We start from the raw sequence: 22,879 nt of genomic DNA, 5'->3' as shown, positions 1-22,879 counted from the left end.
AGCAAGCAGCCAGATAACCCCACCCACTCAACACGCCAAGCCAACACGCGGCGCGCCAAGAAACCCTGAGCCCACCAAGGAAATCATCACGTGGCCTTGTTCATCCTGCGCAGACTGATCCAGAGTCTGTTCGTACTGCTGGCCGTATCGGTCGTGGTCTTTTTCGCGGTGTATGCCGTGGGCGACCCGATCGAACTGCTGGTCAGTCCCGAAGCCAGCCAGGCCGCCCGCGAGGCGATGATCGCCCGCCTGGGCCTGGACCTGCCCGTGTGGCAGCAATACACCGGGTTCCTGTGGCGCGCGCTGCATGGCGACCTGGGCACGTCGTTCGTGCACGGCATCCCCGCCATCGAGCTGATCGTGCAGCGCATTCCCGCCACGTTCGAACTCGTTATCGTGGCCATCATGCTGACCTGTGTGATCGGGATTCCGCTGGGGCTGGTCGCCGGCCTGTACCGCGACGACTACCTCGGCCGCGGCATCATGGCGTCGTCGGTGCTGGGCTTTTCGCTGCCGAACTTCTGGCAGGGCATGATGCTGATCCTGCTGTTCGCCGTGTGGCTGGGCTGGCTGCCGGCCACGGGGCGCGGCGACACCGTGACCGTGCTGGGCGTGCGCCTGTCCATCCTGACGGCCGATGGCTGGTCGCACCTGATCATGCCGGCCATCAACCTGGCGCTGGCCAATATCGCCCTGGTGCTGCGCCTGACGGCCTCGGGCGTGGTCGAAGCGCGCAGCCAGGACTACGTGAAATTCGCGCGCGCCAAGGGCGTCAAGCCCGGCCGCATCGTGCGCCGCCACATCCTGCGCAACATCCTGATCCCGGTCGTGACCGTGATCGGCATGGAATTCGGCAGCCTGATCGCGTATTCCACCATCACCGAAACCGTCTTCGCGTGGCCCGGCATGGGCAAGCTGCTGATCGACAGCGTCTACCAGCTGGACCGCCCGGTGGTGGTTGCCTACGTGATGCTGGTCACCCTGATCTTCGTGGTCATCAACCTGGTTGTGGACATCCTGTATGCCGCGCTCGACCCGCGCGTGCAGCTGGTGGCCCCCGCTCAATAATCCGCCATGGCTAACTCTCCCAATCCCGGCCGCACCCGCACCGTCCAGCCTCTGGCCGAGACCCCGCAGCGCGCCTCCATCCTGAAAAAACTGCATGCGCGCCCCACCGTGCGCGGCTCGGTCATCGCGCTGGCCATCCTGATCATCCTGGTGGTGTTCGCGCCATACTTCGCGCCGCAAAACCCCTATGACCTGGCCAACCTGTCGCTGATGGACGGCCGCCTGGCGCCGCGCCAGGCGCTGATGGACGGCAGCATCGCGTGGCTGGGCACCGACGACCAGGGCCGCGACATGCTCAGCGCCATCCTGTATGGCCTGCGCATCAGCCTGATGGTGGGCTTGTCGGCCGTGGTGCTGGCCACCGCCATCGGCGGGGCCATCGGCCTGATCGCCGCCTACGTCGGCGGCCTGGTCGACACCATCCTGATGCGCATCGTCGACTTCATTTTGGGCTTTCCCACCATCCTCGTGGCGCTGGTGCTGCTGGTGGTGCTGGGGCGCGGGGTGGACAAGGTGATTCTGGCGCTGGTGCTGGTGCAGTGGGGGCACTACGCCCGCATCATGCGCAGCCGCGCGCTGCAAGAGCGCCGCAAGGAATACGTCGAAGCCGCCGCCAACCTGGGCTTTCCCGCGTGGCGCATCATGGTCTTCCACCTGCTGCCCAACTGCCTGGGCCCGGTCATGGTGTTCGCCACCATTCAGATCGCCACCGCGATCGCGCTGGAAGCCACGCTGTCCTTCCTGGGCGTCGGCGTGCCGATCACCGAGCCCTCGCTGGGCCTGCTGATTTCCAACGGCTTCCAATACCTGCTGTCGGGCGATTACTGGATCAGCCTGTTCCCCGGCATTGCGCTGCTGGTGCTGATTCTTTCCATCAACATCGTGGGCGACCGCCTGCGCGAAAGCCTGGACCCCCGACGAGCATGAGCGACATTCTTCTTGATGTGCGCGGGCTGCGCACCGCATTCCATACCGAGGCCGGCGCGTACCTGGCCGTCGACGGCGTCGACCTTACCGTGCGCCGCGGCGAAATCGTGGGCCTGGTCGGCGAATCGGGCTCGGGCAAATCCGTGACCGGTTTCTCACTGCTGGGCCTGATCGACCCGCCCGGGGAAGTGGTGGACGGCGAAGTGAAGTTCAAGGGCACCGACCTGCGCAAGCTCACGGAAGAGCAAATGCGCCAGTTGCGCGGCAACCGCATCGCCATGATCTTCCAGGACCCCTTGATGACGCTGAACCCGGTGCTGCGCATCGGCGAGCAGATGATGGAAGCCATCCTCACGCACGAAAACGTGTCGCGCGCGCAAGCCGAGGAGCGCTGCCGCGAGGCGCTTGAGATGGTGGGCATTCCGTCGCCGGAATCGCGCTTGAAGAGCTATCCGCACGAATTCTCCGGCGGTATGCGCCAGCGCGTGGCCATTGCCATCGCCATGCTGAACAAGCCTGACCTCATCATCTGCGACGAGCCCACGACCGCGCTGGACGTCACGATCCAGGGCCAGATTCTTTACCGCATGCAAGAGATCTGCCGCGAGCACAACACCGCGCTTATCTGGATCACGCACGATCTGGGCGTGGTAGCCGAGCTGGCCGATCGCGTCGCCGTCATGTATGCGGGCCGCATCGTGGAAAGCGGCCCGGTTGAACAGGTGCTGGAATCACCGCGCCACCCCTACACCCGGGGCCTGTTGGATTCGATGCCCGGCGCCACGCAACCCGGCGCGCGCCTGCACCAGATCAACGGCATGGCGCCCAGCCTGGCGGGCCGCCCCTCGGGCTGTGCGTTCCGGCCGCGTTGCCCCAAGGCGGTCACGCGTTGCACCGAACAAGCCCCCTCCGTTACCACCGAAGGTCCGCGCAGCTACCGCTGTTACGTGCCGATAGCCCGCGAGGCACAGCAAGCATGAGCCAAGCCGATACTCCCGTCATCGAGCTCAAGAACGTCCACAAGCGATTCGAACAGCGCCCCGATCTGGCCCAGCGCATCCTGGCCCTTGCCGGCCGCCCGCTGGACCGCCGCACGGTGTATGCCGTGAACGGCGTGGACCTGTCCATCAAGCGCGGCGAAGTCGTCGGGCTGGTGGGCGAATCAGGTTGCGGCAAGTCCACGCTGGGACGCGTCGTGGCCGGCCTGCACCGCCAGACCGAAGGCGAACTGCTGTATCAGGGCCGCGATGCCGTGCGCCTGCGTGGCGCCGACAAGCTGGCCTATACGCTGGGCGTGCAGATGATTTTCCAGGACCCGCAAGCATCCTTGAACCCGCGTCAGCGCCTGCGCCAGATCCTGGGCGAATCGCTCAAGGTCCACAAGCTGGCGCCGCCGGCCGAGATCCCCGCGCGCATCGACCAGGCCTTGAAGGAAGTGGGCCTGGACGCCGAATACCGCGACCGCTTTCCCCACCAGATTTCCGGTGGCCAGCGCCAGCGTATCGGCATCGCCCGCGCACTGATGGTGGCCCCCAAATTTCTGGTCTGCGACGAACCCGTGGCCGCGCTGGACGTGTCGATCCAGGCGCAGGTCATCAACCTGTTCATGGACCTGCGCGAGCAGCACGGTTTCACCTACCTGTTCATCAGCCACGACCTGGGCGTGGTCAAGCACATCTCGGACCGTGTCGCGATCATGTACCTGGGCAAGATCGTGGAAATCTCCACGTCTGCCGAGATCTTTGCGCGCGCCAATCATCCCTACACCCAGGCCCTGATGGCCGAAGTCCCGGACGTCGCCCGCCGAGGCCGCAAGTTCACGCCGATCAAGGGCGAAATTCCGTCGCCGCTGAATCCGCCGTCCGGCTGTACCTTCAACCCCCGTTGCCCCCACGCCATGCCGCGCTGCCGCGAGCAGGCGCCGGTCCTGAAAGAAATCTCGGCGGGCCACTGGTCGGCCTGCCACCTGAACGAAGCGAGCGCCTGATGAAACCCTCCGATATGTCCAACGTGGACCGCATCGCCATCGAAATGGGCCATGCGGGCCGCAACACCATCCAGTACATCGACGAAGACCGCAATTCGGATCGTCCGTTCAAGCTGCAAACGTACCGCCCGTACGGCTACACGCCCGACCGCCCGGTCGTCATCGTGCAGCACGGCGTGCTGCGCAATGGCGATGAATACCGCGACTTCTGGGTCGAGGCCGCCGACAAGCACAAGCTGCTGATCGTGGCGTTGACGTTCTCGAACGAAATCTGGCCGGGCGTTGAAAGCTACAACAACGGCCGCGTGTTCTCGGCCGGCGGCAACCCGCGCCACATTGACGGCTGGACGTATGCGCTGGTGGGCAACGTCATCAAGGACATGATTGCCGGTGAAATCACCGACGGCCAGAACGTCTACCTGTTCGGCCATTCGGCCGGCGGCCAATTCGTGCATCGCCTGATGAGCAGCCAGTCGCACGCGCCGTTCAAGGCCGTGGCGGCGGGCAACCCGGGCTGGTACACCTTGCCCACATTCGACTACCCCTTCCCGGAAGGCATGGACGGCGTGGGCCTGACCGAAGACCACCTGGTCAAGCTGCTGGCCTACCCCATGACGATTCTGGCCGGTGACCAGGACATCGCCACCGACGATCCCAACCTGCCCTCCGAGCCCGCCGCCATGCGCCAGGGCCCGCACCGCTTTGCGCGCGCCCAGAACTACTACGACTTCGGCAAACGCGAAGCCGAGCGCCGTGGCGTGCCGTTCGGCTGGACGCTGCAAGTGGTGCCCGGCATCGGCCACGACGGCCGCGCCATGTCGGCCGTGTGCGCCAGCCTGTGGTTCGACGGCAAGATGCCCGATGACGCCGAACTGGCCCGCCTGGCCGGTCAGCAGGTCGCCTGATTCTGATCGCCCTTCCCTTTTTCATTGCTGGAACCCGATACCGCCATGTCCAACACCCAAAGCACTGAACAGATCGTCGCCGGCATCCAGAGCTGGTTGCAATGCGAATCGCCGTCGAACTACCCCGACGGCATCGCCGCCATGGCGCGCATCATCGCCGACTACGCGGCCGCCGCGGGCTTGACAGTGGAACTGTCGTCGCTGGGCCCCACCACGGGCCCGCTGCTGTACGCCACCAACCGCGCCCCCGGCGACACGCGCCCCGGCATCCTGATCCTGGCGCACATGGACACCGTGCATCCGGTGGGCACGCTGCTGGAGAACCCGGTCCGTATCGACGGCGACCGTCTCTACGGCCCCGGCAGCTACGACATGAAGGCGGGCATCTACCTGGCGCTGACGGCGCTGGCCGGCGTGGCGCGCCCCGGCGCGACGCAGCTGCCGGTGGACTTCCTGGTGGTGCCCGACGAAGAAACGGGCAGCCATGCCTCGCGCGTGCACATCGAACGCTTTGCCGCCAACGCCAAGTACGCGCTGGTCTGCGAACCGGCCCGCCCGAACGGCGGCAAGTGCGTCACGGCGCGCAAGGGCACGGGCATGTTGAACCTGAACGTGAAGGGCCGCCCGGCGCACGCCGGCATGCAGCATGAAAAAGGCCGCAGCGCGATTCGTGAAATGGCGCATCAGGTGCTGGCGCTGGAAGCCATGACCGACTACGACCGTGGCATCACGGTCAGCGTGGGCACCATCGCCGGCGGCACGGTCACCAACACCGTGCCGGCGCTGTGCCGCTGCGTGGTGGACTTCCGCGTGCCCGACATGGGCGCCGCCGAAGACGTGCTGCGCCGCATGCGCGAGCTGTGCGCGGTGGGGCCTGACGTTGAACTGGACATCAATGTCGAATTGAACCGCCCGCCCATGGTCAAAACGGAGGCGGCGGCAGCCTTGCTGGCCCTGGTGCAAGGCTACGCGGACCGCGCCGGCTTCCTGCTGGAAGACGCGCCGATGACGGGCGGCGGCAGCGATGCCAACTTCACCTCGGCGATGGGCATCCCCACGCTGGACGGCCTGGGCGCGGACGGCGACGGGGCGCACACCTTGAACGAGTACGTGCTGGTGTCCACGCTGGAACAGCGGTTGAAGTTCTGGGAATTGCTGCTGCGCGAGCTCGCCTGAAAAACGGGGCTATAAAACAGGCTTAGAGAACGGGCCGGCAACTTCCCGATTCACCGGCCCCACTCACGCCCGATCACTCAACCCACGTCAACGCTACGCCCATCCGCCATGTCCGCCACCCTCGACAGCGCCATTGCCTACGGTCTCGCCACGCTGGCGGCCGACGGCACCGTCCTTGACACCTGGTACCCGCGCCCCTCACTGGCCGATCACACGCCGGCTGGGGGCACGCGCCACCTGACGCCCGAGGAAGCGCGCGCGGCGCTGGGCGAACACGTGCCCACCGCGCTGGTGCGCGACACGCGCCGCAAGGTCGACATCGTGGCGGTGCGCACGGCCATCGCGTCACTGGCCGAGCCGCCCGCCGACGCGCACGACGCCTACCTGCGCCTGCACCTGCTCAGCCACCGCCTGATCCGCCCGCACGAGGCCAACCTGGATGGCCTGTTCGGCGTGTTGTCCAACGTGGCGTGGACCTCTGCCGGGCCGTGCGCGGTGGATCAGGTCGATGCCCTGCGTTGGCAACTGCGCGCCACCGGGCAGGTGCTGGAAATACGGGGCGTGGACAAGATTCCGCGCATGACCGACTACGTTGTCCCCAACGGCGTGCGCATCGCCGACACGGCGCGCGTGCGGCTGGGTGCGTACCTGTCGCCGGGCACCACCGTGCTGCATGAAGGCTTCTGCAATTTCAACGCCGGCACGCTAGGCGCGTCGATGGTGGAAGGCCGCATCAGCGCGGGCGTCATCGTCGATGACGGCAGCGATATCGGCGGCGGCGCGTCCATCATGGGCACGATGTCGGGTGGCGGCAAGCAGGTGGTGTCCATCGGCAAGCGCTGCCTGCTGGGCGCCAATTCGGGCATCGGCATTTCGCTGGGTGACGATTGCGTGGTGGAAGCCGGCTGCTACATCACGGCGGGCACGCGCGTGTTGACGCCCGAAGGCGCGGTGGTGAAAGCCGCGTCGCTGGCGGGCCAGCGCGGCTTGCTGTTCCGCCGCAATTCACAAACCGGTGTGGTGGAAACCTTGGTGCGCACAGCGGCCTGGGGCACCTTGAATCCGGCGCTGCACGCCGGGCACTGATCGCCGCGCAGCATAAAAAAAGGGCCGCTCGTAGCACGATGGCGGCCCTTCTTCATTGCGCATCAAGCGCCCGTTACGTCGCTTGAGGGCAATGCCCTATCAGGCGTATTCCGCCGTCTGGCCCAACTGGTCGTACACCAGGTTCACCAGCAGATCCGAGCTGAGAATACGCGTGGCCACGCACGAAAACACCGTCTTGCCGCTGTCGTCATGCAGCGTGATGGTTTCGGTCCAGTCGTTCAGGTCGATACGCTGCAACGACTCGTAAGGCCAGGTGGCGCCATCGATATGCAGGCCTTCGGCCGACAGGGCCAGTTCCTGCGTTTGAACACCAGGAAAATCACCGGACTTGATATACCGGAACGCAACGCGCTCACCGTTGGCCATCAACGCTTCCAGCACGGGCAGGCGCTGCGCGACATAACGCGAGCGGAAGGCATCCATGAACTGAGCGAAGTTGCTGACGTCGCCGGACACGATGGTCCAGTCTTGCGCCACGCGGGCACGGTAGGTAAATTGGTTGATCGGACCTGCCGTTGCGCCCGCTTCGGCGGGGAACAGGCAAAGATCCAGGACATCCGCGAATGCGGTGTAGCTGCGCGTGTCGCCTTGTTGGCAGACCACGCCTTTGTCATGCAATTCAAAGCGAACCGGGGCGCTCCCCGTGTGCGTAAACACCGCCAATGCGTCTGAGACCTGCGGGGTTTTGCTATCTGTCATGCAACTTCCTTATTGAGTTGGGGTGCTTTCGCGGCCCAGGACGTCGCACCGTCATGCGACACGCATTCTCCCTTATATGAGCGAAGCGTGCTTGATGACCCCTATTTATCGGCCAATTTCGCTGATTTCTGGTGCAATCCGGCGGTTTCGCGCGTGATCAGCGGCCGCGTCACGGCCCCGGCGCAATCGGCGCAAACGGGTAATGCCGCACGTCGCCGCCCCCGGCGATGATCGCGGTGGCCTCGGGCACCTCTTCCCAGACGCCCGGCATCTCGCTCAAGGGCTCGGACAGCAACAGGAACGCGTTCTCGTCCAGCGCGGCAATCTGCGGGTCTTCCGGATATAGCTCGCGCAAATGGCGCACGCAGGTGTTGTGGAACAGCGTGCGCGATTCCGCCTCGCTGGAATAACGCACCGCAATCAGCCGGTGCCCGTCCAGCGCGCACACCGTCATGTTGATGGGGTGCGTCACGCCATGGCGGCGGCCCGTCTCTTCCACTGCCCCCACCATGCGGGCCAGCGCGCGGATGGGGTCTTCGTCCAGGCCGAACGTCAGCGCCAGCAGAAACATCACCTCGGAATCGGTGGAGCCTTCCAACGACCCGAAATAAGCGGGCGCGATCATCAGCATCAGGTCGCGGCGCAGCAGGGGATAGTCGCGAATGACCCCGTTATGCACGAACAGCCACTGCCCGTGGCGAAACGGGTGGCAGTTGGTTTCCTGAGCGGGCGTGTCGGTGGCGGCGCGGATGTGCGCCACGAACAAAGGCGCGTGGATGGCGCGCGCCGCTTCGCGCAGATTGCGGTCGTTCCAGGCGGGGTGCACGCTGCGGTAGCGAAACGGCGGCTCGATGTGGCCATCGTAAGGTCGGCTGTACCAGCCCAGCCCGAAGCCGTCGCCGTTGGTCGTGGTGGCGCCCAGCCGCGCATGCAGGCTTTGGTCGATCAGCGAGTGCTTGGCCTTGAACAGCACGCTTTCCATCTGCAAGGGACTACCGGTGTAAGCCAGCCAACGACACATGATGCGCTCCTTCAAGACGGATTTGCCCAGTGTAGGAGCCAGGCGCAATTTTCTACAAGCCTGGCGGCGCCCGCCCCGGCACAGTGAGACTTTTGCAAAATCAGCCGGAAGCCAAACGTGAACACGCCCTCATCCGTCCCCGCCCTGCAAATGGGCTTTTCCAGCGACAACATCGCAGGCGCCAGCCCCGAGGTCATGGACGCACTGCTGCGCGCGAACAGCGGCCAGGCGCCCGCCTACGGCGCCGATGATTGCTCACTGGTGGTGCAGCGGCGCCTTGCCGACATCTTTGAACACGAGGTGGACGTGCTGCTGGTGCCCACGGGCACGGCGGCCAATTCGCTCAGCCTTGCCACGCTGACGCCGCCCTGGGGCGCGGTGCTGTGCCATACGCAAAGCCATATCGCCAATGATGAGTGCGGCGCGCCCGAGTTCTACACGAACGGCGCCCGCCTGACCCTGCTGGGCGGCGACGACGCCAAGATCGACCCCGTCCAGCTGGCGGACCACGCGCGCCGCAAGGTAGGCGACGTGCACACCGTCCAGCCGTCCTGCGTCAGCATCACCCAGGCCACGGAGACCGGCAGCGTCTATACCCTGGACGAAATCCAGGCCATCGGCGGCGTCTGCCGCGATGCCGGCTTGCCGCTGCACATGGATGGCGCGCGCTTTGCCAACGCGCTGGTCAGCCTGGGTTGCACGCCGGCGGAAATGACGTGGAAGGCGGGCGTCGAAATTCTGTCGTTCGGCGCCACAAAGAACGGCGTGCTGGGTGCCGAGGCCATCGTGCTGTTCAACCCCAAGCGCGCGCAGGAACTCGCGTTCCGGCGCAAGCGCGGCGGCCATCTGTTTTCAAAGATGCGGCTGCTGTCGGCGCAGATGCAAGCGTATCTGGATGATGATCTGTGGCTACGCAATGCGCGTCAGGCGAACGCCATGGCCGCACGGCTGGCGGCCGGCATGCAGGGCCTGCCCGGCGTAGCGATGCAAGGCGAGGCGGACGCAAACATTCTGTTCTGCCAGCTGCCCAACGCCGCCATCGAAGGCCTCTTGGCCGATGGCTTTCGCTTCTATCACGACCGCTGGGGCCCGGGCGTCGTGCGCCTGGTGACGTCCTTTGCCACCACGGAGCAGGATGTGGATCACTTCCTGTCCGCGCTGCGCGCGCGGGTGCGCTGAAACCAGAAGCGATTACGTCGTCGGCCGGTGTCGTCTTCGCGGCCGCCGTGGTGGCCTTGGCGGTCGCCGTGGTCGTCTTCGCGGCCGGCCTATGCCGTCGGCTGATACGCCGACGGCGGTGCGCCGTAGGCGGCTCGGAACGCGCGATTGAAATGGCTTTGGTCGTAGAAGCCCACGTCGGCGGCCACCTCTGCCACCGACACGCGCGCGCCGGCCAGCGCCGCGCAGGCGCGTTCCAGGCGCAGTCGGATCAACCATGCGTGCGGCGTCAACCCCGTGCTGTGCGTAAAGCGCCGCAGGAATTGGAAGCGGCTCAGCCCGCAAAGCCGGGCCAGGTCATCCAATGAAATCTTGTCGGCAAGATGCGCCACGCAGTAATCGCGCACGGCCCGTTGATGGGCGGCCGTCAAGCCGCCCTTGACCACTTGCGGCTTGACGGTGCGCGTGCGCACGAACAGGTCGGCCATCACGGTCAATGACTGCGCTTGGCGTGCAAGCGGTTCGTCCGCCGCGCCGGCCATCCACGCGTTGTGCAAAGCCATGAAGCGCCGCGCAAGGTCCGCGTCTTGCACCAGCGTGCCAAAGAACCGTTCCTGGGCGGCGGCGGCGGAAACGTCTTCGATGCAGGCGCGCATCAGCGCCGCCGAAATACGGAACGTCTTCAATACATAAGCCGCGCCGTGGTCGCCCGCGCCCGAGCCATCATGGATCTCGCCCGGCGGCATCAGCGCAATGCCGCCCGGCCCCAGCAAAATGCTCTGCCCGCGAAAGCGCTGCCGCTGCACGCCCTGCGTCACCAGACCAATGTGATAGTCCTCGTGATAGTGGCGGTCAAACTCAAACTGGCACAGCCGCGCCTGGCCCAACACCAGCCCCGGCGTGCCGCGCACCGGCAGATAGCGGACGTCGTCTTTAAGCGGGGCAGGCATGCGGCTTTCCCCGCTACTTCTTCAGCAGCGCTTTCAACATCGCCATGCGCTCCTTGGGGTTCATCGCGGCGGTGGCTTCGTCTTCCTGCAAGCGCACGTCGCCCAGCCCCATTTCTTCGATGAACCGCGAAGGCTCGCGCACCAGGTCTTCACGCGCGCGGCGGCGGCGCTTGCACCAGCTAAGGTTCAGGCTGCGCTGCGCACGCGTGATGCCCACGTACATCAAGCGCCGCTCTTCCTGGATGCGTGTGGCCAGGTTCTCGGCGGCGCGGGCCGGGTCGCCGACCTCGTCGTCCTTGCCCAGGTGCGGCAGCAGGCCTTCCTCGACGCCGGCCAGATACACGTGCGGATACTCCAGCCCCTTGGACGCGTGCAGGGTCGACATCTTGACCGCGTCGGGCTCGTCTTCTTCGCCGCGTTCCAGCATCGTGACCAGCGCCACGTGCTGCACCAGATCAAAGAGCGACATGTTGTCTTCTTCGGCCTTGCGCTTGAGCCAGCCGGTCAGCTCCAACACGTTCTGCCAGCGCGTTTGCGCGGGGCGTTCTTCGAACAGCTCGAACAGGTGGCGTTCGTACTGGATGGCTTCGACCAGATCATCCAGGATGACACCGGCCGGCTCGGCGGGCGCCGCGTCCTTGCCCGAGGCGGCGCCGCGACCGGCGCGCCATTGCATGCGCCGAATGAACTCGGCGAAGGTGCGCAACGGGTCCAGCTGGCGTGGCGCCAACAGGCTTTCCAGCCCGGTCTCCGCCACGGCGGCCAGCAGCGACAGTTCCCGCGTGGCGGCGTACTGGCCCAGCACCTGCAACGTGGCCTGGCCGATGCCGCGCTTGGGCGTGGTGGCCGCGCGGATGAACGCGGGGTCGTCATCGTCATTGGCCAGCAGCCGCAGGTACGCCAACACATCCCGCACTTCGGCCTTGTCGAAAAAGCTCTGCCCGCCCGAGATCGTGTACGGAATCTTCAGGTTGCGCAGCGCCTGCTCCAGGATGCGCGACTGATGGTTGCTGCGATACAGGATGGCGAAATCCTTCCACTGCGCCTGGCGCTCGAAGCGCGAGGCCGACACCTTCATGGCGATGGATTCCGCTTCCTGTTCTTCGCCGTCCATGGCGGACACCAGGATGGGTTCACCCACGCCCAGGTCGGACCACAGCTTCTTTTCGAACAGCTTGGGGTTCTTTTCAATAACCGCGTTGGCGGCCGCCAGAATGCGCTGCACCGAGCGGTAGTTCTGTTCCAGCTTGATGAGCTTGATGTTCGGGTAGTCGGTGGTCAGCTTGGCCAGGTTTTCGATGGTGGCGCCGCGCCAGGCGTAGATGGCCTGATCGTCGTCGCCCACCGCCGTGAACATGGCGCGCGAGCCCGTCAGCAACTGCACCAGGCGGTACTGGCACACGTTGGTGTCCTGGTATTCGTCCACCAGCAGGTAGCGCACGCGATTCTGCCAACGCGTACGCACCTCTTCGTTGCTGGACAGCAGCAGCGCGGGGATACGGATCAGGTCGTCGAAGTCCACCGCCTGATACGCGGCCAGCGTGGCGGCGTAGCTGCGGTAGATGTTGGCGGCTTCCACGTCGCCCGGCGTGACGGCTTCGCGCGCCGCGTCGTCGGGCTCCAGCAAAGCGTTCTTCCACAGCGAAATGATGCCCTGCACGTGCCGCAGCCGGGCCTTGTCGGTGGTGGCCAGCAGCTCCTGGATGATCGACATGGCGTCGTCGGCGTCCAGGATGGAAAACGTGGGCTTGAGCCCGGCGTTGCGCGCTTCCTCGCGCAGCATCTTCACGCCCAGCGAGTGAAACGTGCTGATGATCAAACCCTTGGAGAGCTTGCGGTCCACCAGCGTCTTGACGCGCTCGTCCATTTCGCGCGCCGCCTTGTTGGTGAAGGTCAGCGCCACCACGTTGCGGCCCATGTAGCCGCATTCACGCAGCAGATACGCGATTTTCTGAGTAATCACCCGCGTCTTGCCGCTGCCGGCGCCGGCCAGCACCAGACACGGGCCGTCCAGGTACAGCACCGCCTCGCGTTGAGCGGGGTTCATACCTTGGGCAATGGATTCGCTAGCGGACATGTTGAGCTTTAAAACGGGCGCAGGCGCCAGGCGCCTGCCGCGCCAGCGCGATAGAGGAAGAAGATCATAGAACAATCGCCTGCATGGCGCATCGGTGCCGGCCGCCTTCAGATCTCAAGCGGATCGACTTCCAGTTGCCAGCGCACGCGCGCCTCGTTGGCGATGTACGGCAGGTGGTGCGACCACGACGCCAGGAATGCTTGCAAGGCCGGCCGGCTGCTGCTTTCGACCAGCAACTGCGCGCGTTCGATGTTCGCCACGCGCACCACGCGCAGCGGCACCGGGTCATACAGCATGATGGCGTCCAGGCCGGGGAAGTCGGCCGCCCACTCGCCTTCGGGCAATACGCGGGCGCGCTCCAGGAACGCTTGGGCGACTTTGAGTTCGCGTGCCTCGGCGGTCAGCAGGGCTTGATAGACAAAGGGCGGCAAGCCGGTGCTTTCGCGTTCGTGCAAGGCGTGGCGCGCAAAGCCCGCGTAGTCGTGGCGCAACAACGCCTGGTACACGGGTTGCTCGGGGTAACCGGTCTGGATCAGCACTTCGCCGTTGCCCTGATGGCGGCCCGCGCGGCCGGCCACCTGCATCAGCTGGGCGAACAGGCGTTCGGGCGCGCGAAAATCGTGCGCGAACAGCATCGAGTCGGAATTAAGCACCCCCACCAGCCCCAGCCGCGCGAAATCGTGGCCCTTGGCCACCATCTGCGTGCCGACCAGAATGTCGACCTCGCCCGCGTGCACGGACGCGAACAGGGCCTCGGCACTGCCCTTCTTGCGCGTGCTGTCGGCGTCGATACGCAGGATGCGCGCCTCGGGAAACAGTTCAGCCAGATGCTCTTCAACGCGCTGGGTACCCCGGCCCATGGGCGCCAGATCCTGGTCGCCGCATTCCGGGCACGCGCGCGGCACCGGAGCCTGGTAGCCGCAATGGTGGCACTGCAAGCGATGGCCGCGTCCGTCCGTGCGATGCAGCACCGTAAACGCGGTGCAGCGCGGGCAATTGCTGACCCACGCGCACGACTGGCAATGCAGCACGGGGGAATAGCCGCGCCGGTTCAGGAAGATCAGCGACTGTTCCTTGCGTTCCAGCCGCTGTCCGATGGCATCGAGCAGTTGCGGCGACATGCCGTGCTTCATTTGCAACCGGCGCGTGTCCACCAACCGCATGGACGGCAGCGTGCTGGAACGCGCGCGCCCGGGCAGCGTCAGGCGCAGGTAGCGGCCGCGTTCGGCGTGCTGCCAGGTTTCCAGGGACGGGGTGGCAGAGCCCAGCACCACGGGGATGTCCAGATCGTGCGCGCGCCATACGGCGAGGTCACGCGCCGAATAGCGCAGGCCGTCCTGCTGTTTGTAGGACGCGTCGTGTTCCTCGTCCACCACGATCAGACCAAGCTTGCCAAGCGGCGCGAAGATCGACATGCGCGTGCCAAGCAGCATGCGCGCTTCGCCTCGCTGGGCGCGCGCCCAGGCCTGCAAGCGTTCGCCGTCGGACAGCCCGCTGTGCATGACCGCCAGCCCGTCCGTCCCGACCACCGCTTCCAGGCGCGCACGCAGCGCCCCTTCCAACTGGGGCGTGAGGTTGATTTCGGGCACCATCAGCAGCACCTGGCGGCCCTGGGCCAGCACCTGTTCGGCGGCGCGCAGGTAGACCTCGGTCTTGCCGCTTCCCGTCACGCCATGCAGCAGCACGGGTTTGAAAGACGTCAGTGCGCCGATGGCGTCCACGGCGGCAAGCTGCGCGTCATTCAATTCGGGGGGCTGGTCAGCCTTGGCCGGCGTGCGCACCGGTTTGCGCTTGCGGTTGTCCAGACGGGTCACGGGGCCACCGGCCGAGCGCTTGCCTTGATACGCCGTGGGCTTGCGCAGCGGCGGCGGCAAGGTCGGCAACATGACCTCGCCCAGCGGCCGCTGGTAGTAGTCCGCCGCAAAGCGCGCCAGCCGCAGCCAGTCCTCGTCAAAGGGGGGCAGGTCGTCCAGCACCTGTTCAATCGGGCGGATCTGCTTGGGGTCGTAGGACGGCTCGGCCGGGTTGTCCACCACCACCCCGATCATTTTGCGCCGGCCAAACGGCACGATCACCCGCAAGCCCACGGCGACGGGCGCATCACTGCGGTAGTCGAACGGGCCGGGCAACGGCACATCCAGCGCCACGCGCACCCAGCAAACGGCTTCGGCGGGCGGGCTTGGCAGCAAATCAGACATGGAGGCGGGTGGGCGTCACGGAGAGGGATTAATCCAAAGGGATGAGGGCCAACGGTGGAAGCGGCGTGCGGGCAATGGTGGCCCGAATGCGCCAAGCGACTCCATGGGCGCCTGTGGATAACTTTGGGGAAAAGGCTGGGGCAACATCAACTTTCGGAATAAGCCTGGATTGCCCAGCCGGGAGCAATCCAGTGGAAAACTCGTTTTTTCCCTTTTAAATCAACAATCTACGCAATGTTCCAAGATTGTAAACTAGCTTCTAAAGGGTTTTCCCCGAGCAAATTCCTGCTGTGCACAAGTCCTTGCCGGGGCCCTCGAACTTCGGCCCTTGGGACCGAAGCGTCCACTCACTTACCCGCGCAGCGAGCGGCTATGTTGGTGGACTTCTTCAACCAGTTCGGCTACGGCTTCGGGCGGAGTAAAGCGCGAAATCCCGTGTCCCAGGTTGAACACGTGGCCGCCCTTGCCCACCGGGCCGAAGGCGTCCAGCACCCGGCGTGCTTCAGCGCGAATGGCGGGGCCGCCGCCAAACAATGCCATCGGGTCCAGGTTGCCCTGGAAGGCCACGGAATCCCCGGTGCGGCGGCGCGCCGCGGCCAGGTCAACCGTCCAGTCCAGCCCCACCGCGTCGCAGCCACACGCTGCGATCTGCTCAAGCCATTGGCCACCGCCCTTGGTAAACACAATGACCGGCACGCGCCGACCTTCGTGTTCGCGAGTCAGGCCTTCGACGACGCGCTTGGTATAGGCCAGCGAAAACTGCTGGAACAGGCCGTCCGCCAGTACACCGCCCCAGCTGTCGAACAACATGACGGCTTGCGCGCCCGCGGCGATCTGCGCGTTCAGGTATTGCAGCGTGGCCTCGGCGTTGATCTCCAGGATGCGGTGCAGCAGATCGGGCCGCGAATACAGCATCGTCTTGATCAGGCGGTAGTCGTCGCTGCCCTTGCCCTCGACCATATAACAGGCAATGGTGAACGGGCTGCCCGCAAAGCCGATCAACGGCACCTTGCCGTCCAGCTCGCGGCGGATCACGCTGACCGCGTCAAACACGTAGCGCAGCTTGTCCATGTCGGGCACTGCCAGGCGGGCCACGTCCTGCTCGTCGCGCACCGGGTGCGCAAAGCGCGGGCCTTCGCCTTCCGCGAAATCCAGGCCCAGGCCCATGGCGTGCGGCACGGTCAGGATGTCGGAGAACAGGATGGCCGCGTCCAGGTCAAAGCGCGCAAGCGGCTGCAACGTGACTTCCATGGCGTAGTCCGGGTTCTGAGCCAGGCCCATGAAAGAGCCTGCGCGAGCCCGCGTGGCGCGGTACTCGGGCAGGTAGCGACCCGCCTGGCGCATCAGCCAGATCGGGGTATAGGGCACGGGCTCGCGCAAAAGCGAGCGCAAGAACACATCGTTCTTCAAGCTGGAAGCAGACACGACTATCCTCGTTGATCGGAAGCCGTGATTTTACTTCCCTTGGGCGGCAAGTAGCGGCAAGCCCGCACACGGTGCTTGCCAAGGCGCAAAAGGAGGCATCGGCGCGCCGCTCAGCCACGCAGGCTGCGCAACTGCGCCGCCTGGCGAAACGGGGCGGCGTCGATGCCGTGCTTGCGCATCAGCGCCCAGAAGGCCCGCCGATGCTTGGCGGATGCCCGCGCCGCCTGCGCCACATTACCGCCGTGGCGCGACAGCGCATGGTGGATGTAATCGCGCTCGAACCCGGCCACCACCCGCGACTTCGCCAGGCGAAACGCTTCGTGTGCGGGTAGCCGCCGGGGGTCGCGCAGGTTGGCCAGACCCTGTTCCAGCACGTCGGGCGCCACGCGCGGCCGCGGCGCATGCGGCGGCACGCCCGCGCCGTCACCGCGCGCCTGATAGTAGGCGGCAGGTTCCTGCACCTCGGCCGCGCCTCGTTGCGACCAAGGCGGCGGCCGGCCGGTCACCGGTCGGCGCAGGCGGCCCAGCCGCACCCGCATGCTTTCCAGGCAGGCAGGCTGCGCCATGAAGTCGGTGGCGCCCAGGCCCAGCAAGTCTTCGATGGCGGGCGCCTTCATATCGTCCATCAGCAGCAGCAATGGCGTCGTCAGGTTCGCGCCTGCCATCGACAGCGCCGTGCGCGCCCACGCCACCGACGAGGGGGCCACCGGCAGGACGCAGCTGTCGTAGCGGCGCAAAGACACCGCCATGCGCGCCAGCACCTGGACGTCCGGCGCCCCGTCGCACGGCAGCGCCGTGATACACCCCGCAGCGGTTTGCGTGGCGTTTGTGCGCGCGGCGGCAGGCGTGGCATCCATCGGCACCAGATGCAGGCGTATGCGGGGCAAGCCGCTTTGATGACGCGCCACCCAGTCCCGCATGGCGGCCTCGTGGCCGGGCGCCAGCAGCACCCCGCAATCCAGCACTTGTCGCACCGCTTTCCCCTTGGCTTGTCAGGCAAAGTTGAAGGCTACTGTTGCGGATGCGGCCCAGCTATTCGTATCGAACGCATTGCGGTCGCCCCGTCGGCGGCATTGCGGCCAGCCGCTGCCAGCCGGTGCCTGCCGCGGCGGGCATGAAAAAAGCGGCCATGGGCCGCTTTTTTCGATCCGGGCGAACCCGGCGTGTACTGCTTTGCCGCTTAGTGCGAACGACCGCCTTGGCGCAGCTTGCGCGCCGCGATGGCTTGCGCAGCCAGCATGGCGAGTTCAGCTTCGACAACTGCGATGTCAGCCTTGTCCTTGGCGTTCGCCAGGGCCTCTTCGGCCTTCTTGCGAGCTTCCACGGCGCGGGCTTCGTCCAGGTCGGAAGCACGGATAGCGGTGTCGGCCAAAACCGTCACGCTGCCCGGCTGCACTTCCAGAATGCCCCCGGCGACGAAGATGTTTTCCTCGCCTTGGTCGGCACGAACGATCTTGACCGTACCGGGGCGTATGCGCGAAATCAGCGGGGTGTGGCCGGGCAAGATGCCCAGTTCACCCGCCTCGCCAGGCAGCACCACGAACTTCGCCTCACCGGAGAAGATCGCTTCCTCTGCGCTGACGACATCCACATGCAGGGTAGCCATATCGGTTCCTTATTGCAGTTTCTTGGCCTTCTCGAAGGCCTCGTCGATCGAACCGACCATGTAGAAGGCCTGTTCCGGCAGGGCATCGCACTCGCCGTTCACGATCATCTTGAAACCACGGATGGTTTCGGCCAGCGGGACGTACTTGCCGGGCGAGCCGGTAAACACTTCAGCCACGTGGAACGGCTGCGACAGGAAGCGCTGGATCTTACGCGCGCGGGCCACGGCCTGCTTGTCTTCCGGCGACAGTTCGTCCATGCCCAGAATCGCGATGATGTCGCGCAGTTCCTTGTAGCGTTGCAGCGTTTGCTGCACGCCACGCGCAACGGCGTAGTGCTCTTCGCCGACGACTTGCGGGTCGAGCTGGCGGCTGGACGAATCCAGCGGGTCCACGGCCGGGTAGATACCCAGCGAAGCGATGTCACGCGACAGCACGACGGTGGAGTCCAAATGCTGGAAGGTCGTGGCAGGCGACGGATCGGTCAAGTCATCCGCAGGGACGTACACGGCCTGGATGGACGTGATCGAGCCCGTCTTGGTCGACGTGATGCGCTCTTGCAGCTTGCCCATTTCTTCAGCCAGCGTGGGCTGGTAGCCCACGGCCGACGGCATACGGCCCAGCAGTGCAGACACTTCGGTACCGGCCAACGTGTAGCGGTAGATGTTGTCCACGAAGAACAGGATGTCGCGGCCTTCGTCACGGAACTTCTCGGCCATCGTCAGGCCGGTCAGCGCCACGCGCAGACGGTTGCCCGGGGGTTCGTTCATCTGGCCGAACACCATGGCGACCTTGTCCAGAACGTTCGACTCTTCCATTTCGTGGTAGAAGTCGTTGCCTTCGCGGGTACGCTCACCCACGCCGGCAAACACCGACAAACCGCTGTGCTGCTTGGCGATGTTGTTGATGAGTTCCATCATGTTCACGGTCTTGCCCACGCCGGCGCCGCCGAACAGGCCGACCTTGCCGCCCTTTGCGAACGGGCAGACCAAGTCAATAACCTTGATGCCGGTTTCCAGCAGTTCCACCGACGGCGACAGTTCGTCGAAACGGGGAGCCGCTTGGTGAATGCCACGCTTTTCTTCGTGCTGGATCGGGCCGGCTTCGTCGATGGGACGACCCAGCACGTCCATGATGCGGCCCAGCGTGCCGGTGCCGACCGGCACCGAGATCGGAGCGCCCGTGCCCGTGACCTTCATGCCGCGACGCAGACCGTCGCTGGAGCCCAGCGCAATGGTACGCACCACGCCGTCGCCCAGCTGTTGCTGCACTTCCAGCGTCAGGCCCTTTTCAGCGAACGACGAAGACTCGTCGTCAGCCAGGGTAAGCGCTTCATAGATCTTGGGCATGTGATCGCGGGGGAACTGAATATCCACCACGGCGCCGATGCACTGAACGATGGTTCCGTTGCTCATGTCGATTCCTTGCTTGATAGCTTTAGACGGGAGCTGCCTGCCTTAAACGGCGGCAGCGCCCCCTACGATTTCCGAAATTTCTTTGGTGATCGCGGCCTGGCGGGTCTTGTTGTAGACCAGTTGCAGCTCTCCGATGACCTTCTTGGCGTTGTCCGACGCCGCCTTCATGGCGACCATCCGGGCCGACTGCTCCGAAGCCATGTTCTCGGCCACGGCTTGGTACAGCAGGCCTTCAACGTAACGCTGCAGCAGGTCGTCGATCACGCTACGGGCGTCGGGTTCGTAGATGTAATCCCAGCTGTAGTCCGACTTCACTTCCGACGTCTTGGCCAGGCTTTCGGCACCCGATTGGTACGGATCATCCAAACCACTGGCCAACGGCAGCAGGCGCAGGAACAGCGGCTCCTGCTTCATCGTGTTGACGAAGCGGGTCGAAGCCACGTACAGCGCGTCGATGCGGCCGTCCAGGTAGGCGTCCAGCTGCACCTTGATCGCGCCCAGCAGGCGGTCCAGTTGCGGCTTGTCGCCCAGTTGCACTTCCTGGGAAACCAGTTTGGCGCCGATACGGGTCAGCACACCCACGCCCTTGTTGCCGAAAGCGGTCGCTTGCACGGCGATGCCGTTTTTCTCGAACTCTTTCAGCTTGCCCAACGTCACGCGAGTGATGTTGGTGTTCAAGCCGCCGCACAAACCCTTGTCAGTCGTCACCATGACCACGCCGACCGCTTTGATTTCGCGTTCGACCAGGTACGGGTGGCTGTACTCGGGGTTGGCTTGCATCAGGTGCGCAGCAATCTCGCGCACCTTGGTGGCGTACGGACGACCAGCACGCATCCGTTCCTGCGCCTTGCGCATTTTGGATGCGGCGACCATTTCCATCGCCTTGGTGATCTTGCGCGTGTTTTGCACGCTCTTGATCTTGGTTCGGATTTCCTTAATTCCGGGCATTGCGCTTTCCTGTGAAGACTGGCCGATGGGTTCCGCTCACGCCTCAACCATCCGGTAAGGACGGGTGAGGCGTTGCAGACGCCTAACCCATCACTTTCTTAAAAAGCACCGTGCTTCTTGAATTCCTGAACGGCGGTGGCCAGTTCGGCCTCGTCGTCCTTGGACAGTTCCTTGGTGTCTTCGATGCGCTGGATCATGGCCGCATGCTTGGCCTTCAACTGATCCTTCAGCGACTTCTCGAACGACAGCACTTGGGCCACGTCCACGTCATCCAGGTAGCCGTTGTTGACCGCGTACAGCGTGACGGCCAGTTCCCACACTTGCAGCGGCTGGTATTGCGGCTGCTTGAGCAGTTCGACCACGCGCTTGCCGCGTTCCAGCTGGCGACGGGTGGCGTCGTCCAGGTCGGAGGCGAATTGCGCGAAGGCGGCCAGTTCACGGTACTGCGCCAAGTCGGTACGGATACCGCCGGACAGCTTCTTGACGACCTTGGTCTGAGCAGCGCCACCCACACGCGACACCGAGATACCGGCGTTGATTGCGGGGCGGACACCGGCGTTGAACAGGTCGGTTTCCAGGAAGATCTGGCCGTCGGTGATCGAGATCACGTTGGTCGGAACGAAGGCGGACACGTCGCCAGCCTGCGTTTCGATGATCGGCAGTGCGGTCAGCGAACCGGTCTTGCCCTTGACGGCGCCGTTGGTGAACTTTTCGACGTAGTCTTCGTTCACGCGGGCAGCACGTTCCAGCAGACGCGAGTGCAGGTAGAACACGTCGCCCGGGTAAGCTTCGCGGCCCGGCGGACGGCGCAGCAGCAGCGACACCTGGCGGTAGGCCCAGGCTTGCTTGGTCAGATCGTCATAAACGATCAGGGCGTCTTCGCCACGATCGCGGAAGTATTCGCCCATGGTGCAACCGGCGTAGGCGGCCAGGTATTGCATGGCGGCCGAGTCCGAAGCCGAAGCGGCCACGACGATGGTGTATTCCATCGCGCCGTGCTCTTCCAGCTTGCGCACCACGTTGTTGATCGTGGAAGCCTTCTGGCCGATAGCGACGTACACGCAGGTGACGCCCTTGCCCTTCTGGCTGATGATCGTGTCGACGGCGACAGCGGTCTTGCCGGTTTGGCGGTCGCCAATGATCAGCTCGCGCTGGCCACGGCCGATCGGCACCATCGAGTCGATAGCCTTGACGCCGGTTTGCAGCGGCTGCGACACCGAGCGGCGGGCGATAACGCCAGGCGCCACTTTTTCAATGATGTCGGTTTCTTTGGCGTTGACCGGGCCCTTGCCGTCAATCGGCTCGCCCAGCGTGTTGACCACGCGGCCTTTCAGTTCCGGACCGACCGGGACTTCCAGAATGCGGCCGGTCGTCTTGACCTGGTCGCCTTCGGAGATGCCGGTGTAGTCGCCCAGAATAACGGCGCCGACGGAATCGCGCTCAAGGTTGAGCGCCAGACCGAAAACATTGTTGGGAAATTCGAGCATTTCGCCCTGCATCACGTCGGACAAGCCGTGGATGCGGGTAATACCGTCGGTCACGGACACGACGGTGCCCTGAGTACGGACATCAGCCGAAGCGCCCAGGCCCTCGATGCGGCTCTTGAGCAGTTCGCTGATCTCGGAGGGATTGAGTTGCATATTGACTCCTGGAATCCTGTTAGTTGCCTTAAGCGGCGAGCTGATCGCGCATGCGGACCAATTGAGCTTGTACGGAAGTATCGAGCACTTGGTCGCCGACAGCCACGCGCACGCCGCCGATCAACGACTGGTCGACGGTGACGTTGGGCTTGAGCTTGAGGCCGAATTTTTGTTCAAGGGCGGCAACCAGGTCTTTGACCTGGGCGTCGCTCAGCTCGAACGCGCTGGTGATTTCCGCCTGCGCCGTGCCCTCGTGACGATTGCGCAGCACCACGAATTGCGAGGCGATGTCGGGCAGCAGCAGCAGCCGGTCGTTTTCAACCAGCAACTCGATGAAATTACGGGCGGCCTGCGGCAATTCGGCCTTGATCAGGCCGGAGAACAGCTCGACGCGCTGCTTATCGCCCAGACGCGGGTCGGCCATGGCCTCGCGCACGTCGGGGTTGGAGGCGACCTGCGACATTTCGCTGACCAGGTCGGCCCAGGCCGGCAAGCCGGCCTTGTCGTCGCGCGCTGCGCTGAAGAGCGCTTCAGCGTAGGGCCGGGCAACAGTGGAAAATTCAGCCATGACGGT

20 protein-coding genes are annotated in these 22,879 nt (G+C 65.0%); 8 read left to right on the top strand and 12 right to left on the bottom strand.

The genetic code is table 11. The annotated features are described in order from the left end of the window. Nucleotides 1-90: 90 nt before the first annotated feature. The 7 genes from DVB37_RS01860 (at nt 91) to dapD (ending at nt 7,149) form a co-directional block, all read left to right on the top strand. The gene (locus tag DVB37_RS01860) at nt 91-1,068 is read left to right on the top strand and encodes an ABC transporter permease (protein WP_046806614.1); all 978 of its coding nucleotides are present in this window, start codon (nt 91-93) and stop codon (nt 1,066-1,068) included. A 6-nt stretch (nt 1,069-1,074) separates the two neighbouring features. Then, nucleotides 1,075-1,995, top strand: coding sequence for an ABC transporter permease (locus DVB37_RS01855; protein WP_046806615.1), 921 nt, complete (start codon nt 1,075-1,077; stop codon nt 1,993-1,995). Then, nucleotides 1,992-2,975 carry an ABC transporter ATP-binding protein gene (locus DVB37_RS01850; protein WP_104144812.1) on the top strand — a complete coding sequence of 328 codons (984 nt, stop codon included), beginning with the start codon at nt 1,992-1,994 and terminating at the stop codon, nt 2,973-2,975. The genes DVB37_RS01855 and DVB37_RS01850 overlap by 4 nt, the downstream gene beginning before the upstream one ends. Next, a complete protein-coding gene (locus tag DVB37_RS01845; protein WP_120153604.1) occupies nt 2,972-3,982 on the top strand; it encodes an ABC transporter ATP-binding protein in 1,011 nt (336 codons plus the stop codon). Before DVB37_RS01850 ends, DVB37_RS01845 begins: the two co-directional genes overlap by 4 nt. Next, nucleotides 3,982-4,887, top strand: coding sequence for a hydrolase (locus DVB37_RS01840; RefSeq protein ID WP_046806618.1), 906 nt, complete (start codon nt 3,982-3,984; stop codon nt 4,885-4,887). The genes DVB37_RS01845 and DVB37_RS01840 overlap by 1 nt, the downstream gene beginning before the upstream one ends. Before the next feature lie 45 nt (nt 4,888-4,932). After that, nucleotides 4,933-6,063, top strand: a complete 1,131-nt coding sequence (locus tag DVB37_RS01835) for a M20 family metallopeptidase (protein ID WP_104144877.1) — start codon at nt 4,933-4,935, stop codon at nt 6,061-6,063. Nucleotides 6,064-6,171: 108 nt separating this feature from the next. After that, the gene (gene dapD / locus DVB37_RS01830; protein ID WP_120153602.1) at nt 6,172-7,149 is read left to right on the top strand and encodes a 2,3,4,5-tetrahydropyridine-2,6-dicarboxylate N-succinyltransferase; all 978 of its coding nucleotides are present in this window, start codon (nt 6,172-6,174) and stop codon (nt 7,147-7,149) included. Nucleotides 7,150-7,248: 99 nt separating this feature from the next. Here the strand turns inward: dapD and DVB37_RS01825 are convergent, their stop codons facing one another. Continuing rightward, nucleotides 7,249-7,869, bottom strand: a complete 621-nt coding sequence (locus DVB37_RS01825; protein ID WP_120153600.1) for a hypothetical protein — start codon at nt 7,867-7,869, stop codon at nt 7,249-7,251. A 169-nt stretch (nt 7,870-8,038) separates the two neighbouring features. Beyond that, nucleotides 8,039-8,890 carry a class II glutamine amidotransferase gene (locus DVB37_RS01820; RefSeq protein WP_046806622.1) on the bottom strand — a complete coding sequence of 284 codons (852 nt, stop codon included), beginning with the start codon at nt 8,888-8,890 and terminating at the stop codon, nt 8,039-8,041. 117 nt (nt 8,891-9,007) lie between these two features. On the opposite strand from DVB37_RS01820, the gene DVB37_RS01815 reads away from it, so the two are divergent. Next, a complete protein-coding gene (locus DVB37_RS01815; RefSeq protein WP_189371582.1) occupies nt 9,008-10,069 on the top strand; it encodes a low specificity L-threonine aldolase in 1,062 nt (353 codons plus the stop codon). A gap of 89 nt (nt 10,070-10,158) precedes the next feature. On the opposite strand, the gene DVB37_RS01810 is transcribed toward DVB37_RS01815, so the two are convergent. From DVB37_RS01810 to DVB37_RS01765, 10 genes are all read right to left on the bottom strand, one after another. Continuing rightward, nucleotides 10,159-10,998 (bottom strand): AraC family transcriptional regulator, encoded by an 840-nt coding sequence (locus tag DVB37_RS01810; protein WP_120153597.1) that lies wholly within the window; start codon nt 10,996-10,998, stop codon nt 10,159-10,161. 13 nt (nt 10,999-11,011) lie between these two features. Next, complete coding sequence (locus tag DVB37_RS01805; protein WP_046806625.1) at nt 11,012-13,075, bottom strand: UvrD-helicase domain-containing protein; 2,064 nt, start codon at nt 13,073-13,075, stop codon at nt 11,012-11,014. A 107-nt stretch (nt 13,076-13,182) separates the two neighbouring features. Next, complete coding sequence (locus tag DVB37_RS01800; protein ID WP_046806626.1) at nt 13,183-15,273, bottom strand: primosomal protein N'; 2,091 nt, start codon at nt 15,271-15,273, stop codon at nt 13,183-13,185. 351 nt (nt 15,274-15,624) lie between these two features. Beyond that, entirely contained in the window at nt 15,625-16,698 is a 1,074-nt protein-coding gene (gene hemE / locus DVB37_RS01795) for a uroporphyrinogen decarboxylase (RefSeq protein ID WP_120153595.1), read from the bottom strand. A 110-nt stretch (nt 16,699-16,808) separates the two neighbouring features. Further along, nucleotides 16,809-17,672, bottom strand: a complete 864-nt coding sequence (locus DVB37_RS01790) for a helix-turn-helix domain-containing protein (RefSeq protein ID WP_240434027.1) — start codon at nt 17,670-17,672, stop codon at nt 16,809-16,811. A gap of 206 nt (nt 17,673-17,878) precedes the next feature. Beyond that, a complete protein-coding gene (locus DVB37_RS01785) occupies nt 17,879-18,304 on the bottom strand; it encodes a F0F1 ATP synthase subunit epsilon (RefSeq protein WP_006217064.1) in 426 nt (141 codons plus the stop codon). 9 nt (nt 18,305-18,313) lie between these two features. After that, on the bottom strand, nt 18,314-19,717 hold the full coding sequence (gene atpD / locus DVB37_RS01780) for a F0F1 ATP synthase subunit beta (RefSeq protein ID WP_046806629.1): 1,404 nt from the start codon (nt 19,715-19,717) through the stop codon (nt 18,314-18,316). A 42-nt stretch (nt 19,718-19,759) separates the two neighbouring features. Then, nucleotides 19,760-20,665, bottom strand: a complete 906-nt coding sequence (gene atpG, locus DVB37_RS01775) for a F0F1 ATP synthase subunit gamma (protein WP_046806630.1) — start codon at nt 20,663-20,665, stop codon at nt 19,760-19,762. Nucleotides 20,666-20,763: 98 nt separating this feature from the next. Then, a complete protein-coding gene (gene atpA, locus DVB37_RS01770; protein WP_046806631.1) occupies nt 20,764-22,305 on the bottom strand; it encodes a F0F1 ATP synthase subunit alpha in 1,542 nt (513 codons plus the stop codon). Nucleotides 22,306-22,333: 28 nt separating this feature from the next. Further along, complete coding sequence (locus DVB37_RS01765) at nt 22,334-22,873, bottom strand: F0F1 ATP synthase subunit delta (RefSeq protein ID WP_120153593.1); 540 nt, start codon at nt 22,871-22,873, stop codon at nt 22,334-22,336. Nucleotides 22,874-22,879: the final 6 nt, after the last annotated feature.

Source organism: Achromobacter sp. B7, from assembly GCF_003600685.1.
GTDB classification, from domain to species: Bacteria; Pseudomonadota; Gammaproteobacteria; order Burkholderiales; family Burkholderiaceae_B; genus Achromobacter; species Achromobacter spanius_B.
This window is presented reverse-complemented; position numbering and strand designations above follow the sequence as displayed.